Source organism: uncultured Parasphingorhabdus sp. (assembly GCF_963975555.1).
GTDB lineage: Bacteria > Pseudomonadota > Alphaproteobacteria > Sphingomonadales > Sphingomonadaceae > Parasphingorhabdus.
Map to the genome: position 1 here is coordinate 436,013 of NZ_CAXBHH010000002.1, position 14,609 is coordinate 450,621.

The following is a 14,609-nucleotide window of genomic DNA, read 5'->3' on the forward strand; positions in this document are numbered from 1 at the left end:
CTAATCATTGCATATAATAAACTATGTTATTAAATCGTGGAAATGAGTGACAATTTAGGATTTCTGATCGGCGACGTCTCGCGCCTGATTCGCCGGACGTTTGACAAGCGGGCCAAGGCGATCGGCGTGACACGGCCGCAATGGCGGGTACTGACCTGGCTGCAATATAACGAAGGCATCAACCAGAGCGCACTGGCAGATCGACTCGAACTGGACGCCATGACGCTGTGCCGCATGGTTGACCGGTTGCAGTCCGCAGAACTGGTCGAACGTCGTTCCGATCCCGCCGATCGCCGTGCGTGGAAACTTTATCTGACAGAAAAAGGCATCGCGTTGACGAGCCAGTTGAAACCGCTCGGAGAGCAATTGCTGCAAGAGGCACTGCACGACGTAACGGAAAAAGATCAGGAACAGCTTCATCAACTGCTCGAACAGTTTCGCAGCAATCTGCTGACGATTGATGACGAAGATTCTCAAGAGAAGCGAGCGGCCAATGGCGGATAATCCCAACCCGGAAATCGAAATGGCGGAATTTGTGGAGGACATGGCTCCCAAACCTGTACCAGAGCGTTCGCTTGGCCGACGCATTGGCCGGTGGATATTGATGCTGTCGGTTCCACTGCTGCTTGCAAGTTTTGGAGTCTATTACTGGATAACCAGCGACCGCTATGCATCGACCGACAATGCCTATGTCCAGCAGGACATCGTCTCTGTATCTCCCGAGGTCGGCGGCAAGATTGTCGAGGTCGGCGTGAGCGAAAACCAGTTGGTCGATGCAGGCGACCTGTTATTCGTGATTGATCCGGTTCCCTTTGAACTGGCGGTTGCCCAGAGCAACGCCCGTATTGCCGCTGCGCAGGTCGAGGTGCAGAATCTCCAGGCCGATTATCAGGTCAGCGGCGTTGATATAGAAGTGGCGCGGCAGGACATTGCCTTCGCCCTGTCCAACTATCAACGACAGGCGGCGCTGATGGACAAAGGCTTCACTACGCGAGCGCGACTGGATGCGGCCCAGCATGAAGTCGATCTCGCCCGGGCCAAGCTGAAATCCGCGCAATCCGACGTTGTTGCCGCGAAAGCACGGCTCTCGACCGGATCGGCAGCACCGGGAGAAAATCCGGCAATTGCCGATGCGAAAGTCGCGCGGGAACAAGCGCAGCTCAATCTTCAACGCACGCGGGTCCTGGCTCCCGTCGCCGGACGCATCGCCCAGTCGACGCGTTTGCAAATCGGCCAGATGATGGTCTCCGGCCTGCCGATGGTGTCGATCGTCAATGACGCCAGCAGCTGGATAGAAGCCAATTTCAAGGAAACCGACCTCGCCCGGATGAAAGTCGGACAGAAAGCGAAGATCACCTTTGACGCCTATCCCGGCTTGGAACTGAATGGCCGGGTTGACAGTATCGGCGCCGGAACCGGATCGGAATTTTCCGTACTCCCGGCCCAGAACGCCAATGGCAATTGGGTCAAGGTCACCCAGCGGGTTCCGGTGCGGATCAAGATACTGGATAAATCACCACGGCAGCTGATCGCCGGTATTTCCGCAGAAGTGACCGTCGATCTTCGCAATGGTAAAGAGTGACCGCCCCAGATCCTGATGTAGCAGCACTGCCGGTCGACAACCGGCTGCTGCTGACGGTTGCCGTCATGCTCGGCAATATCATGCAGATACTGGATTCGACGATTGCCAATGTCGCCCTGCCGCACATGCAGTCCGGGATGGGCGCGACACTGGATACGGTGACGTGGGTTCTGACCAGCTATATATTGGCCTCGGCAGTGGCTATTCCGATTACCGGCTGGATCGCCGATCGCATCGGTTCCCGCAATCTGTTCCTGTTGTCGATTGCGGGATTCACTATTTCGTCACTGCTCTGCGCGACCGCCTCAAATCTTGAAATGCTGGTTTTTTACCGGGTGATGCAAGGGCTGTCCGGCGCTTTTGTCATGCCGCTTTCGCAAACGGTGATGCTCGACATCAACCCGCCAAAAAATCATCCGCGGGCCATGGCTATCTGGGGCATGGGCATCATGATCGCGCCAATCATGGGACCGATAATCGGCGGCTATCTGACCGAGAACTTCAGCTGGCAATGGATTTTCCTGATCAATGTTCCGCTCGGTATCATCGCCTTCGTCATGCTCTGGACGCTCCTGCCCTCGCGGCCGATCGCCCGCCGGAAGTTCGACCTGTCCGGATTTCTTCTGTTCGCGATTTTTATCGCATCCTTCCAGCTCATGCTCGATCGGGGCAATAGCGAGGACTGGTTCGACAGCTGGGAGATCATCATCGAATTTGGCATAGCGGCATCCGCTTTGTGGATATTCTCGATCCATATGGCGACGGCGAAAAATCCGTTTCTGTCCCGGGATCTGTTCCGGAACCGCAATTTGATTACGGCAATGCTGCTGATGATCGTCGCCGGCGTTTCGATGTTTTCAACGATGGCGCTGCTGCCGCCGATGCTGCAGAATATCTATCATTATATGCCCATTGATGCAGGCCTGATACTGGCACCGCGCGGGATCGGCGTGTTCCTCGGCATGGCAATCGGCAGCCGGCTGGCGACGGTAGTGGATGCCCGTTATGTCGTTGCAACCGGGATGGCGCTGGCGTCATATTCGGCCTGGATGATGACCGGATGGAGTCTGGAAATGGACCGCTGGCCAGTGATCACCAGCGGTGTTGTCCAGGGACTCGGGATGGGCGCGCTGTTCGTCACCATGAATATATTGGCCTTTTCCACGCTCACACCCGCCTTGCGGACCGATGGTGCCAGCCTGCTCAATCTCGCACGGACCATCGGCGCCTCTGTCGGGATCGCGGTATTTGTCGGTCTGCTCGGCCGTAACTGGCAAACCAGCCACGCCGATCTTGCCGGCAATGTAACCGAAGCACGGCTGTCGCCGCTTAGCCCGACCAGCATCAGCCGGCTTGGGCAATATGGCGAGCAGGCGATGATGATGATTGACGGAGAGGTAAACCGTCAGGCGCTGATGATCGCCTATCTGGGGGACTTCTGGCTAATGTCGGTTGTCACCGCATTATGTGTTCCGCTGGTGTTCCTGATGAAGAAACCCCAGCGGATGAAAGTCAATTCGGCCGAAGCGGCCAGTGCGGCGCACTAGCCCTTTTTAAGATGCTTGCGACCCAGCAGTTCTGCGATCTGGACGGCATTTAGCGCCGCACCCTTGCGGAGATTGTCGCTGACGCACCAGATGTTCAGGCCGTTTTCGACCGTCGGATCTTCGCGCACGCGGCTGATGAAAGTAGCTCCGTCGCCGACACATTCGACCGGCGTGACATAGCCTTCGTCCTCGCGCTTATCGATCAGCATGATGCCGGGCGCATCGCGGAGGATTTTCTGAGCGTCCGAAGCGGATAGCTCTTTTTCGAATTCGATGTTGATCGATTCGCTATGGCCGACAAAGACCGGGACGCGGACGCAGGTCGCGGTAAGCTTGATCTTGGGGTCAAGGATCTTCTTGGTCTCGACGACCATCTTCCATTCTTCCTTGGTCGAACCATCGTCGAGAAACGAGTCGATATGCGGGATCACGTTAAACGCGATCTGCTTGGTGAAGACGTGGTTTTCCTTGGGGTCACCGACGAAGATCGCCCGGGACTGTTCGAACAGCTCATCCATGCCGCCCTTGCCGGCACCGGAGACCGACTGATAGGTCGAGACAACGACACGCTTGATGATAGCGGCATCGTGCAGCGGCTTAAGCGCCACGACCATCTGCGCGGTCGAGCAGTTGGGGTTGGCGATGATATTGCGCTTGGTATAGCCGCTGATCGCTTCAGGGTTCACTTCGGGCACGATCAACGGAACGTCGGGATCCATACGATAGAGCGAGCTGTTGTCGATCACGACACAACCGGCGGCTGCAGCCTTGGGGGCATATTCCTTGGTCGCGGCCGAACCGGCAGCGAACAAAGCCATGTCCCAGCCAGCAAAATCGAAATGCTCGATATTCTGGACCTTGAGCATCTTGCCGGTGTCGCCAATCTCGATTTCGCTGCCCTGCGACCGCGAAGATGCGACGGCGGCGATCTCGTCATAAGGAAATTCGCGCTCTGCCAGAACATTGAGCATTTCGCGACCGACATTGCCCGTGGCACCAACAACTACAATTTTGTAACCCATGAAACTTTTCCTGTGGCTGATATGAAAACAGCCGGTTTTCCTGGTGGGGAGAACCGGCTGTTTGAAACTCTTATGAAGCGAAAATTATTTTTTTGCTTCGGTGCCCTTCGTAGGCTGGTTCAAACGGCGTTCCGCAATACGAGCGCGCTTACCGGTGAGACCGCGAAGATAATAAAGCTTCGCACGACGCACGATACCGCGGCGAACCACGGTAATGCTGTCAATGTTAGGGGAGTAAAGCGGGAACACACGCTCGACGCCTTCGCCGAACGACATTTTGCGTACGGTGAAGTTGGAGCCCATGCCGCGATTGGTACGTGCGATGCACACACCTTCATAATTCTGGGTACGAACGCGCTCGCCTTCAACGACGCGAACACCGACGCGTACTGTATCACCAGCACGGAATTCGGGGATTTCTTTCGAAGCGATAAACGCGTCTACGGCTTCTTTTTCAAGTGTTTGAATCAGGTTCATGACCTATTCCTTATCTTTATCTTTTTCCTGCGCACCAGAGGGCGACTGATCCGGAGAGTCCCTGTGACGCTCCCATAAATCCGGCCGCCTTAGCCGTGTATCTTCCTCTGCCCTTTGTTTCCGCCAAGCAGCTATTTTCGCATGATCCCCCGATCGCAAGACTTCAGGGATTATGCGCCCTTCCCATATTTGAGGTCGGGTGTACTGCGGATATTCCAGAATAACGTTCTCGAAACTCTCGTCATCTCCGCTAGAAGACGCGCCCATTACCCCGGGAAGCAGCCGAATGCAAGCGTCTAAAAGCACCAGAGCGCCCATTTCTCCGCCGGAAAGCACATAGTCGCCGATCGAGACTTCTTCAATCGGGCGAGCATCGAACAGACGCTCGTCAAATCCTTCAAAACGGCCGCAGATTATGGTGACGCCGGGACCGGCTGCGATTTCCCGGACACGGGCCTGTGTCAGCGGTTTTCCGCGCGGGGTCATGGCGAGGATCGGGACTTTTGGGTGATTTTCAATGGCCTGATCTACCGCTGCCGCCATGATATCAGCCCGGAGCACCATGCCCGCACCACCACCTGCCGGCGTGTCGTCGACGCTGCGATGCTTGTCGGTGGTAAAATCGCGCGGGTTTATGGGGTCACAAATCCATTTCCCCTCCGAAAGCGCCCTGCCCGCCAGCGATGTACCGAGTGGACCGGGGAACATCTCCGGATAAAGGGTCAGGATTTGGGCGGTGAAGGTCATTTCTTCTTGCGCCAGTTTATCCACAATATGGAAGTCGTCATACCGACGAAGAAGCTGCCGAACATAGCCACAGCAGCCCCAACCGACATGTACATGATGCCTTCCCGACCACAAACCTGGCCCTCGAGGCAATGATCGGATTGCAGCCACCAGAGGTTGAACAGCCAATATAGCACAAGCAATCCGGGTATCGGAAGACTCGCCCAAAATGGCAGCCAAGCGAGATTTATGTCCGGCTTGAGCCGTTTCGCAATCTCGACAATCGCGATGGTAAGTCCTGCGATCAGGAAGATGATGACAATCAGGATCATTGCGGCTCGACAAAATCCGCTTCCACGATCGCCGGATCGCTAGCCATATCGATTGCGATCACCGGAACCATGAATTTGGTACCATTGGCCCGCTCTATCTCGATCACGTCGCCGGCGCCGAATTCGTAGATGGCAAATATCTTGCCCAGCTGCTCGCCGGCGTCGGAGACGCAGCGCAGGCCGATGATGTCGATATGGTAAAATTCATCCTCGTCCAGCTCCGGCAAGGCGGAGCGCGGGACGGTTAGTTCGGTGCCGCGGGCGGCTTCGGCGCCGTTGCGGTCGGTAATTTCGGAAATCCGTGCAATCGCGCCCATCTTATGGGGTTTGACGGATTTCAGCGTCAATGCGCCATTGTTGAAGTTTTTGTGGACCGTCAGACTATCGATACCGTCACAGAATAGTTTCAGCCGGACTTCGCCGGTGATCCCGTGAGCACCAATGATGACGGCAAGCGGGACGGGTTTTTCCGGGTTCATCGATAGTTTCCGTTCACGCCATGGCTGTCGGCCTCATGAAACTCACAGGGCCACCACAAAAAAGCGCACCGCTCTCCTTCGACGAGCTCGGGAGGAACGGTGCGCGTTATCATGGGTTGATTAACCTTCGGCTTTGTCAGCTGCAGGAGCTTCCTCAGCTTTTGCTTCTTCGGCAGGAGCCGCTTCAACCGCAGGTGTTTCTTCAGCTGGCGCTGCTTCTGCAGCAGCTTCAGGAGCAGCAGTTTCTTCAGCCGGAGCTTCTTCTACCGGCGCAGGAGCCGCAGCGGCCTCCTTGGCGGCTTCTTCAGCAGCAGCAGCTTTTTCAGCTTTCTCTTCTACACGCTCGGTGGCTTTTTCGCCTGGCTTGCCTTTGTTCGGGTTGTTGCGTGCTTCACGCTTCAACAAACCGGCTACGTCCAGAAAACGAGCAACGCGGTCGGAAGGCTTCGCACCCATTTCCAACCAATGTTTCGCACGCTCTGCGTCGAGAACAACGCGCTTTTCGTCGTCTTTTGCGAGCAGCGGGTTGTAGCTGCCAATCCGTTCGATGAACTTGCCGTCGCGTGGTGCGCGGACGTCAGCGATCACGATCTTGTAATAAGGACGTTTCTTGGATCCGCCCCGGGACATTCTCATTGCTACTGCCATTGTAATAAACCTTTCTAAAAATACCAAAATTCAAATTGTTACGACTATTTCTTCTTATTCAATAAATTGGCCAGATCAGGTGGAAGACCGCCTGGAGACATATCCGGAAGGCCGGGCATGCCAGCCATGCCGCCGCCCTGACCGCCCATTCCGGCGCCAGCGGCTCCGCCACCTCCACCGAACATCGACATCAGTCCCTTGATTCCGCCCATCTTCTTGATGCGCTTCATCGCCTTGGCCATTTCCTGATGCATTTTGAGTAGCTTGTTGACGTCCTGCACGGTTGTACCGGAGCCAATAGCGACCCGCCGCTTGCGCTTGGCATTGAGCAGACCGGGCCGCGTACGCTCTTCCTTGGTCATCGAACCGATGATCGCATCCATCCGGACCAGAACCTTGTCGTCCATCGCTCCACCGGCCATCGCTGCCTTGGCTTTTTTCATACCCGGCATCATCGACGCCATTGCACCCAGACCACCCATTTTGGTCATCTGGTTCAGCTGGGCGCGTAGATCGTTGAGATCGAACTGCCCCTTGAGCATCTTCTCGGCGAGCGCCTCGGATTCTTCCTTGTCGACGACCTGAGCCGCTTTTTCGACCAGGCTGACGACATCGCCCATGCCCAATATCCGGCCCGCAACGCGTTCCGGATGAAATTCTTCCAATGCATCGATCTTTTCGCCGACACCGACAAATTTGATCGGCTTGCCAGTGACTGCCCGCATCGACAGAGCCGCACCGCCGCGCGCATCGCCGTCCATCCGGGTGAGAACAACACCGGTCAGATCGACCTGGTCGGAGAAATTCTGCGCGACGTTGACGGCATCCTGTCCGGTCAGCGCATCGACCACGAGCAAGATTTCCTGTGGCTGGGAGATATCGGCGACAGCCTTCATCTCGTCCATCAATTGCTGATCGACATGGAGCCGACCGGCAGTATCCAGCAAAAGTACGTCAAAGCCTTGCAACTTGGCGGCTTGCAGAGCGCGTTTCGCGATTTCGACCGGTTGCTGTCCAGCGACAATCGGCAAGGTGGCAGCGTTAATCTGCTCGCCCAATACAGCCAGTTGTTCCTGAGCCGCCGGACGATTGACGTCGAGCGAGGCCATCATGACCTTCTTGTTATCTTTGTCTTTCAGCCGTTTGGCTATTTTTGCCGTCGTGGTCGTTTTACCGGAGCCCTGCAAACCGATCATCATGATGATCGCGGGCGGCGCGACTGACAATTCCAGCGCGCTGACCTCGGAGCCGAGCATTTCGGCCAGGCCGTCATTGACGATCTTGACCACTTGCTGACCCGGCGTGACCGATTTGAGAACAGACTGGCCGACGGCCTTTTCGGTGACCTTTTCGACGAAGTCCTTAACGACAGGAAGTGCGACATCGGCTTCGAGCAGGGCAATCCGCACTTCACGCATCGCGCCGCGAACATCTTCTTCCCGTAGCGCGCCGCGCCCGCGTAGCTTGTCGAAGACTCCGCCAAGGCGGTCGCTTAACTTATCAAACATGTTCCGCCTTCCTTCTTCAAAACGGCCAGTTTCCCGGCCAACGCAAAAAACGCCGATGGGCGAAACCTCGCTGATCGACGTGTGAGTTTTTCGAACTCTAAACTGGATCGGCAATACGGATATTGCCTCTAGTAGCGGTCTATTAGTCCAGTCCTCGATTAATCGCAAGCCCGGATTTTAGCTAGTATAGATTGCTGTTAACTAGAAATTGAGAACTATCGAGGTAATGAGCGGGCATAAACAGCGGGGAAATCAACATGGCTGGACCAGTAGCCGACCAGCGCGTCAAATCAATGAAGAACGGATATCTTCTATCTGCCCGACGCGATGCTGTGACCGGTGTCGTTGTAATTTTGGCAATCCTCCTGTTTGCAAGTACGGGTGGCACCGTATTGTCCGACGCCATTTCTTCCCTTTCCGGAAAAACCAACGGCAGCGACAATGTACTCGTTTCCGCATTCCTGCTCAATATCGCCCTGATCCTGTTCGGCTGGCGCCGCTATCGGGACTTGGCTATTGAAGTCGAGGAAAGAGCTGCTGCCGAACAGCGGGCCCATTCGCTTGCGGTTACCGATCCGTTGACCGGGTTGCTCAATCGTCGGACAATCGCAGAAGAAACCGCAGACCTGGTCGAGGCTGCCGAACGGAAGCACAAAAGCATAGCGTTCATGATGCTCGACCTCGACAATTTCAAAAATATCAACGACGTCCACGGCCATAGCGCCGGCGACGTTGTCCTGAAACAGGTTGCGAACCGCCTTGCGAGCGTCCTGCCGCCGAAAAACCTGTTGGCGCGACTGGGTGGCGATGAATTTGCCTGCGCTTTCATCTTTGATCCCGAGCAGCCGGAGATGGTGGAAAGAATTGCCGATGACCTAATCGACGCAATCGCGTCACCAATCGTCGAGAATGGCACCCATCTCGTGGTCACGACATCAATCGGGATGTCTCGTTACAATCCTGATGAAGATTCTGTCGACGCGCTGATGCGCCAAGCCGATATCGCCATGTATAGTGCCAAAAAACAGGGCCGGAACCGCTATTGCTGGTTTGACGATATCATGGAAAAGGAATTGCAGACCCGCAACTGGCTCGAAACCGAAATGCGCGCGGGCATTCCTAAGGGTGAATTCGTTCCATATTATGAACAACAGGTCGATCTCGCGACCGGGAAATTGACCGGATTCGAGATGTTGTGTCGCTGGGAATCAAGGACACAGGGGCTGATTTCTCCAGAAGTTTTCATCCCGATAGCCGAAGAGACCGGCATGATCGACGAACTCTCGCTGAGCGTCTTGCGCCAGTCGTTCGAGGACGCCAAAGACTGGGATCCGGGCCTTACCATTTCCGTCAACATATCACCGATCCAGTTGCTTGATCCGTGGCTGGCGCAAAAAATTGTCAAACTGCTCGTTGAATCGGGATTTCCCGCAAATCGACTGGAAATCGAAATCACCGAGAGTTCTCTGTTTGAAAATCTTAGTCTGGCCCAGTCCATCGTCCGCAGTCTGAAAAACCAGGGCATAAAAATCGCACTGGATGATTTTGGAACCGGTTATAGTTCGCTTGCTCATTTGCGCGCCCTGCCCTTTGACCAGATAAAGATCGACCGCAGCTTCGTAACATCGATCATTCAAAATCCTGAGAGCCAAGCGATCGTAAAAGCGATCACAGGTCTTGGCGAAAGCCTCGGCATGAAGATCACGGCCGAGGGTATCGATAGCAAGGAAGCAGAGAGCGAACTCCGGCGGATCGGATGTGCCAAAGGCCAGGGCTGGTATTACGGTCGCCCGCTGTCGATGGTACAGACACGGGAGATGTTGGCCGAACGCAATTTGCTGCCCGCCAAGACAGATGGAGAAATCTCGGGACCGCAAAACATTGCCCCTGCCCAGATTGTCGATGAGCCTAGCCGGAAAAAATCCGCTTAAGTCCCATTGTCTAACGTCACAGCGAGCCGAATTGCTGGACTCGCGGGACCGGCATCCCTAAATCGCCAGACATGACGACCGGACGCTTTCATAAAATGCATGGATTGGGCAATGATTTTGTCATTATCGATGCGCGCGCGAGCGAAATCGAACTGTCCGCAGCAATAGTCACGGCCATTGCAGACCGGCATAGCGGGATCGGATGTGATCAGTTGATCATCTTGCGCCCGTCCAGCGAAGCCGACGTCAGAATGCAGATTTTTAACGCCGATGGCAGTGAAGTAGAGGCCTGCGGCAATGCCAGCAGATGCGTCGCCAAGCTGATTGGCGACGAAACCCGGATCGAAACCGGTGGCGGCATCATCACCGGCAATGCGACAGAAGACGGCGCCATCGTCGACATGGGCACACCCCGGTTCGAATGGCAATCGATTCCGCTCGGTTATGCGATGGACACGCTGACTATGCCTGTTGGCTGGGAAGACCTGCAAAATCCATCCGCCGTCAATGTCGGCAATCCGCATGTGATTTTTTTCGTCGACGATAGCAATATCGTCGAGCTGGATCGCCTCGGCCCGATGATCGAAGTCGATCCGCTGTTTCCCGATAAAGTGAATGTCAATGTTGCCCATATCAAGGACGGCAAGATCCATTTGCGCGTCTGGGAGCGCGGCGTGGGATTGACCCGGGCGTGCGGCACCGGAGCCTGCGCAACCGCTGTCGCCGCGATCAGACGCGGCATGGTGACCAGTCCCGTGCAAGTCGAATTGCCGGGCGGGACCCTGATCATCAGCTGGGAAGACGGCAATACAATCCAGATGCAGGGCCCGACCACCTATGTCTTTTCGGGTGAATCTGACTGGTCGCAGTTCGGATGAGCGCACCGGAAATGATCAGCATGGGCTGCCGGCTCAATATCGCGGAAAGCGAGACGTTGCGGCAGAATCTGGCCGCCAACAATATTGACGGGGACAATCTGATCATCGTCAATAGCTGCGCTGTGACCAACGAGGCGGTCAGACAGACGCGGCAGGCCATCCGCCGGGCCAAGAAAGACAATCCGGAGAAAAATATAATCGTGACCGGCTGCGCTGCGCAAGTCGATCCGGCAATGTTCGCGGACATGCCGGAAACCACCGCCGTGGTCGGAAATTTCGACAAATATGACGCGGCCAATTTCAAGCTGGGCCTGCAAAGCAACCGTCCGGAAATCCGGGTTTCCGATATCATGCGGATCACCGAAACCACTCCGCATATGGTCAGCGCCTTTGCCGACCGGTCACGCGCCTTTGTCGAAATCCAGAATGGCTGTGACCATCGCTGCACATTCTGCATCATCCCCTTTGGCCGTGGTAACAGCCGCTCGGTTCCCGCCGGGATTGTCGTGGAACAGGTGCAGGCTCTGGTCGACAAGGGCTTTCAGGAAGTCGTACTGACCGGCGTCGATGTCACCAGCTATGGCCCCGACCTGCCCGGCGCGCCGACATTGGGCATGTTGATCGAACGGATATTGAAACATGTTCCCGAGCTGCCAAGGCTCCGGCTTTCCTCGCTGGACGGTATCGAGATTGATGACCGCCTGTTTGATCTGCTGACCGGCGAATTACGGTTGATGCCCCATATCCACCTGTCGCTGCAGTCGGGTGACAATATGATCCTGAAGCGCATGAAACGGCGGCACAGCCGGGAACAGGCGATCGATCTGGTCGAGCGGCTGAAAGCCAGACGTCCGGAGATTGCGATCGGCGCGGATATTATCGCCGGTTTCCCGACCGAAGATGATGCCATGTTTGCCAACAGCCGCTCGATAATCGAGCAGTGCGATGTTGTTCATGGTCATATTTTTCCCTATTCGCCGAAACAGGGCACACCGGCAGCAAAAATGCCGCAAGTTGACGGCCATGTGATTAAGGAAAGAGCGAAAATATTGCGAGAAACAGTCAGCCGACGCGCCCGCTCATGGCGCCAGTCCCTGGTCGGGTCCCGACAGAATATACTGACCGAGATGTCCGGCGACACCGGATATTCGGAAAATTTTGCCCGGGTTCGATTTGATGCTTCCGCCAACAAGGGACAGATTGTTCCGGTCGAGATCGTCGACGTGCAGGACAAGCAATTGATTGGCAGGATAGCAGCGTGACCGAAAAAAGCAGTTGGAAAGACCGCCTGTTTGGCGGCTTTGGCAAGACATCCTCGCGGCTGACCGAAAATCTCGCCGGGCTGGTAACAAAGGCCAAGCTGGACGAGGCCACGCTCGACGATATCGAAGATGCGCTGATCATGTCGGACCTTGGTCCCGCTACCGCAGCGTCGATCCGCGAAAAGCTTGCGGTCGAGCGATTTGAAAAGGGTCTGAGCGAGCACGCTGTGAAGGAGATTATCCAGCGCGAAATCGCCGCGATCCTGGAACCGGTCGCCATTCCTCTGGAAATAGACGCCTTTCCGCGACCGCAGGTGATTTTGGTCATCGGCGTCAACGGTTCCGGCAAGACCACCACGATTGCCAAGCTGGCCCACCTGTTTCTGGAACAGGATTATGGTGTCATGCTGGCCGCCGGCGACACGTTCCGCGCGGCAGCCATCGGGCAGCTGAAAATCTGGGCCGAGAGACTGGGTGTTCCGATCATCAGCGGCCCGCAAGGCGGCGACAGCGCTAGCATTGTCTATGAAGGTGTCAAGCAGGCCACCGCAACTGGGATCGACGTATTAATCGTTGATACAGCCGGTCGGCTGCAGAACCGAACCGAGTTGATGGACGAACTGGACAAGATTCGCCGGGTCCTGGGACGGCTTAATCCGGCAGCGCCGCATAATGTCGTGCTGGTGCTGGATGCGACCACCGGACAGAATGCCTTGTCCCAGATCGAGGTATTCCGGGATGTCGCCAAGGTTACCGGGCTGATCATGACCAAACTGGACGGTACCGCGCGCGGCGGGGTGCTGGTCGCAGCAGCAAAGCAATTTGGTTTGCCGATCCATGCCATCGGGATCGGCGAAACCGTAGACGACTTGAGGCCTTTCAAGGCCGAAGATTTGGCCGCAGCCATAGCCGGGATAGAAAAATGACCGAAGCAACAGCAATTGAAGAAATTCCAAAAGAACATCGGGGCCTGAGCTTCGCGCTCGATTTCGGGCCGCTGCTGATTTTCTTTCTGGTTTACAAATTTGGCGCGCCGGAAGGCAATCCGATTACCTCCGCCATCTATGGCACGGTCGCGTTCATGATCGCAATCGTCGTCGCGATGATCGTCTCCAAATGGAAATTGGGCAAGGTATCGCCGATGATGTGGATGTCGGCCATTCTGATTCTGGGATTTGGCGCCCTGACCATCTATTTCAATGATCCACGCTTCATCCAGCATAAGCCGACGATCATCTATGCCGGATTTGCCGTTATATTATTTGGCGGGCTGCTGCGCGGCAAAGCGATGTTGAAGAGTCTGCTACAGGCGGCTTTCGAAGGCCTGACCGATGAAGGTTGGCTGAAATTGTCGCGCAACTGGGCGATATTTTTTGCGGCGATGGCCGTGATTAACGAGCTGATGGTCGCAACGATGAGCTTTGACTTGTGGCTGACAGTCAAGGTCTGGGGCGTAACCACCACTTCGTTCATTTTCGCGATGGCCAATATTCCGATGCTGATGAAGCACGGTTTTTCGGTCGAAGAAAAGCCGCGCCCTGACAGTCAGGACGCGGCTTGATCTGCATGTCTGCTTTTAGCCTTGGTCGGCGCGGCTGACGCCGTCTCCGTCGAGGTTCAGGGCAACAAAGTCCCAGTCAATCGCATTGTCGAGCAACGCGGAAACATAGTCTGGACGTGCATTCTGGTAATCCAGATAATAAGCATGTTCCCAGACATCGAGTGTCAGCACGGGCTTGACGCCGTGAGCGACTGGTGAATCGGCATCATGATAAGAGGTGATCTTCAACTCGTCGCCGTCGAGTACCAGCCAGGCCCAGCCACTGGCGAAATGGCCAACAGCCTCGTCCTTGAACTTGGACTTGAAATCTTCGATCGAACCGAACGTGCTTTCCAGACGCTCTTTCAGTTCGCCGGAAATTTCCTTTTTCTCGGGCGACAGGCAAAGCCAGTAGAAACTGTGGTTCCAGACTTGGGCCGCGTTGTTGAACAGGCCGCCATCGGCAGTTTCAATGATTTCCGAAAGCTTCTTGCCTTCTTTATCCGTGCCTTTGATCGCGTCATTGGTCTTGCTGACATAGGCATTATGATGCTTGCCATGGTGATAGTTGAAAGTGTCTTCGGAGATCAAATCTCCAAATGCGGTTTTCTCATAAGGAAGCGGGGGAAGTTCGAAAGCCATTTGTCTTTTCTCCAGTTAATAGGTGACACACGCTG

16 protein-coding genes are annotated in these 14,609 nt (G+C 55.6%); 8 read left to right on the forward strand and 8 right to left on the reverse strand.

Going from position 1 to position 14,609, the window contains the following annotated elements:
• The first annotated feature begins 42 nt into the window (after positions 1 to 42).
• Genes AAC060_RS07420 through AAC060_RS07430 form a run of 3 tightly spaced genes read left to right on the forward strand, consistent with a single transcriptional unit; the run spans position 43 to position 3,129 of the window.
• On the forward strand, positions 43 to 504 hold the full coding sequence (locus AAC060_RS07420; RefSeq protein ID WP_339824453.1) for a MarR family transcriptional regulator: 462 nt from the start codon (positions 43 to 45) through the stop codon (positions 502 to 504).
• Positions 494 to 1,582 (forward strand): HlyD family secretion protein, encoded by a 1,089-nt coding sequence (locus AAC060_RS07425; protein WP_339824454.1) that lies wholly within the window; start codon positions 494 to 496, stop codon positions 1,580 to 1,582. The genes AAC060_RS07420 and AAC060_RS07425 overlap by 11 nt, the downstream gene beginning before the upstream one ends.
• Positions 1,579 to 3,129 carry a DHA2 family efflux MFS transporter permease subunit gene (locus AAC060_RS07430; RefSeq protein WP_339824456.1) on the forward strand — a complete coding sequence of 517 codons (1,551 nt, stop codon included), beginning with the start codon at positions 1,579 to 1,581 and terminating at the stop codon, positions 3,127 to 3,129. The genes AAC060_RS07425 and AAC060_RS07430 overlap by 4 nt, the downstream gene beginning before the upstream one ends.
• Here AAC060_RS07430 and AAC060_RS07435 read toward each other — a convergent pair.
• The 7 genes from AAC060_RS07435 to ffh form a co-directional block, all read right to left on the reverse strand.
• Complete coding sequence (locus AAC060_RS07435; protein WP_339824457.1) at positions 3,126 to 4,151, reverse strand: aspartate-semialdehyde dehydrogenase; 1,026 nt, start codon at positions 4,149 to 4,151, stop codon at positions 3,126 to 3,128. The genes AAC060_RS07430 and AAC060_RS07435 overlap by 4 nt on opposite strands.
• Positions 4,152 to 4,235: 84 nt before the next feature.
• Positions 4,236 to 4,628: a 50S ribosomal protein L19 gene (rplS, locus tag AAC060_RS07440; RefSeq protein ID WP_335651785.1), complete on the reverse strand. Its 393-nt coding sequence runs from the start codon at positions 4,626 to 4,628 to the stop codon at positions 4,236 to 4,238.
• Positions 4,629 to 4,631: 3 nt separating this feature from the next.
• Complete coding sequence (gene trmD, locus AAC060_RS07445) at positions 4,632 to 5,375, reverse strand: tRNA (guanosine(37)-N1)-methyltransferase TrmD (RefSeq protein ID WP_339824459.1); 744 nt, start codon at positions 5,373 to 5,375, stop codon at positions 4,632 to 4,634.
• On the reverse strand, positions 5,372 to 5,686 hold the full coding sequence (locus tag AAC060_RS07450) for a hypothetical protein (protein ID WP_339824460.1): 315 nt from the start codon (positions 5,684 to 5,686) through the stop codon (positions 5,372 to 5,374). The genes trmD and AAC060_RS07450 overlap by 4 nt, the downstream gene beginning before the upstream one ends.
• A complete protein-coding gene (gene rimM, locus AAC060_RS07455; protein ID WP_339824461.1) occupies positions 5,683 to 6,165 on the reverse strand; it encodes a ribosome maturation factor RimM in 483 nt (160 codons plus the stop codon). Before rimM ends, AAC060_RS07450 begins: the two co-directional genes overlap by 4 nt.
• Before the next feature lie 120 nt (positions 6,166 to 6,285).
• A complete protein-coding gene (rpsP, locus tag AAC060_RS07460) occupies positions 6,286 to 6,813 on the reverse strand; it encodes a 30S ribosomal protein S16 (protein ID WP_339824463.1) in 528 nt (175 codons plus the stop codon).
• A 44-nt stretch (positions 6,814 to 6,857) separates the two neighbouring features.
• A complete protein-coding gene (gene ffh, locus AAC060_RS07465) occupies positions 6,858 to 8,321 on the reverse strand; it encodes a signal recognition particle protein (protein WP_339824465.1) in 1,464 nt (487 codons plus the stop codon).
• 257 nt (positions 8,322 to 8,578) lie between these two features.
• Here ffh and AAC060_RS07470 point away from each other — a divergent pair, with 257 nt between their 5' ends.
• The 5 genes from AAC060_RS07470 to ispZ all read left to right on the forward strand — a co-directional run bounded on the left by AAC060_RS07470 (position 8,579) and on the right by ispZ (position 13,953).
• Positions 8,579 to 10,252, forward strand: a complete 1,674-nt coding sequence (locus AAC060_RS07470; protein WP_339824467.1) for an EAL domain-containing protein — start codon at positions 8,579 to 8,581, stop codon at positions 10,250 to 10,252.
• A 71-nt stretch (positions 10,253 to 10,323) separates the two neighbouring features.
• A complete protein-coding gene (gene dapF, locus AAC060_RS07475; protein ID WP_339824469.1) occupies positions 10,324 to 11,130 on the forward strand; it encodes a diaminopimelate epimerase in 807 nt (268 codons plus the stop codon).
• Positions 11,127 to 12,392 (forward strand): tRNA (N(6)-L-threonylcarbamoyladenosine(37)-C(2))-methylthiotransferase MtaB, encoded by a 1,266-nt coding sequence (mtaB, locus tag AAC060_RS07480; RefSeq protein WP_339824470.1) that lies wholly within the window; start codon positions 11,127 to 11,129, stop codon positions 12,390 to 12,392. Before dapF ends, mtaB begins: the two co-directional genes overlap by 4 nt.
• Positions 12,389 to 13,318 carry a signal recognition particle-docking protein FtsY gene (ftsY, locus tag AAC060_RS07485; protein ID WP_339824472.1) on the forward strand — a complete coding sequence of 310 codons (930 nt, stop codon included), beginning with the start codon at positions 12,389 to 12,391 and terminating at the stop codon, positions 13,316 to 13,318. The genes mtaB and ftsY overlap by 4 nt, the downstream gene beginning before the upstream one ends.
• The gene (ispZ, locus tag AAC060_RS07490; RefSeq protein ID WP_339824474.1) at positions 13,315 to 13,953 is read left to right on the forward strand and encodes a septation protein IspZ; all 639 of its coding nucleotides are present in this window, start codon (positions 13,315 to 13,317) and stop codon (positions 13,951 to 13,953) included. The genes ftsY and ispZ overlap by 4 nt, the downstream gene beginning before the upstream one ends.
• Positions 13,954 to 13,968: 15 nt before the next feature.
• Here ispZ and AAC060_RS07495 read toward each other — a convergent pair whose 3' ends face one another.
• Complete coding sequence (locus AAC060_RS07495; protein WP_339824475.1) at positions 13,969 to 14,574, reverse strand: superoxide dismutase; 606 nt, start codon at positions 14,572 to 14,574, stop codon at positions 13,969 to 13,971.
• Positions 14,575 to 14,609: the final 35 nt, after the last annotated feature.

Bases quoted from the DNA above. Each gene is read 5' to 3' on its own strand.
- AAC060_RS07420 (WP_339824453.1), top strand. From the start codon at position 43: ATGAGTGACAATTTAGGATTTCTGATCGGCGACGTCTCGCGCCTGATT.
- AAC060_RS07425 (WP_339824454.1), top strand. From the start codon at position 494: ATGGCGGATAATCCCAACCCGGAAATCGAAATGGCGGAATTTGTGGAG.
- AAC060_RS07435 (WP_339824457.1), bottom strand. From the start codon at position 4,151: ATGGGTTACAAAATTGTAGTTGTTGGTGCCACGGGCAATGTCGGTCGC.
- rplS (WP_335651785.1), bottom strand. From the start codon at position 4,628: ATGAACCTGATTCAAACACTTGAAAAAGAAGCCGTAGACGCGTTTATC.
- trmD (WP_339824459.1), bottom strand. From the start codon at position 5,375: ATGACCTTCACCGCCCAAATCCTGACCCTTTATCCGGAGATGTTCCCC.
- AAC060_RS07450 (WP_339824460.1), bottom strand. From the start codon at position 5,686: ATGATCCTGATTGTCATCATCTTCCTGATCGCAGGACTTACCATCGCG.
- rimM (WP_339824461.1), bottom strand. From the start codon at position 6,165: ATGAACCCGGAAAAACCCGTCCCGCTTGCCGTCATCATTGGTGCTCAC.
- rpsP (WP_339824463.1), bottom strand. From the start codon at position 6,813: ATGGCAGTAGCAATGAGAATGTCCCGGGGCGGATCCAAGAAACGTCCT.
- ffh (WP_339824465.1), bottom strand. From the start codon at position 8,321: ATGTTTGATAAGTTAAGCGACCGCCTTGGCGGAGTCTTCGACAAGCTA.
- AAC060_RS07470 (WP_339824467.1), top strand. From the start codon at position 8,579: ATGGCTGGACCAGTAGCCGACCAGCGCGTCAAATCAATGAAGAACGGA.
- dapF (WP_339824469.1), top strand. From the start codon at position 10,324: ATGACGACCGGACGCTTTCATAAAATGCATGGATTGGGCAATGATTTT.
- mtaB (WP_339824470.1), top strand. From the start codon at position 11,127: ATGAGCGCACCGGAAATGATCAGCATGGGCTGCCGGCTCAATATCGCG.
- ispZ (WP_339824474.1), top strand. From the start codon at position 13,315: ATGACCGAAGCAACAGCAATTGAAGAAATTCCAAAAGAACATCGGGGC.
- AAC060_RS07495 (WP_339824475.1), bottom strand. From the start codon at position 14,574: ATGGCTTTCGAACTTCCCCCGCTTCCTTATGAGAAAACCGCATTTGGA.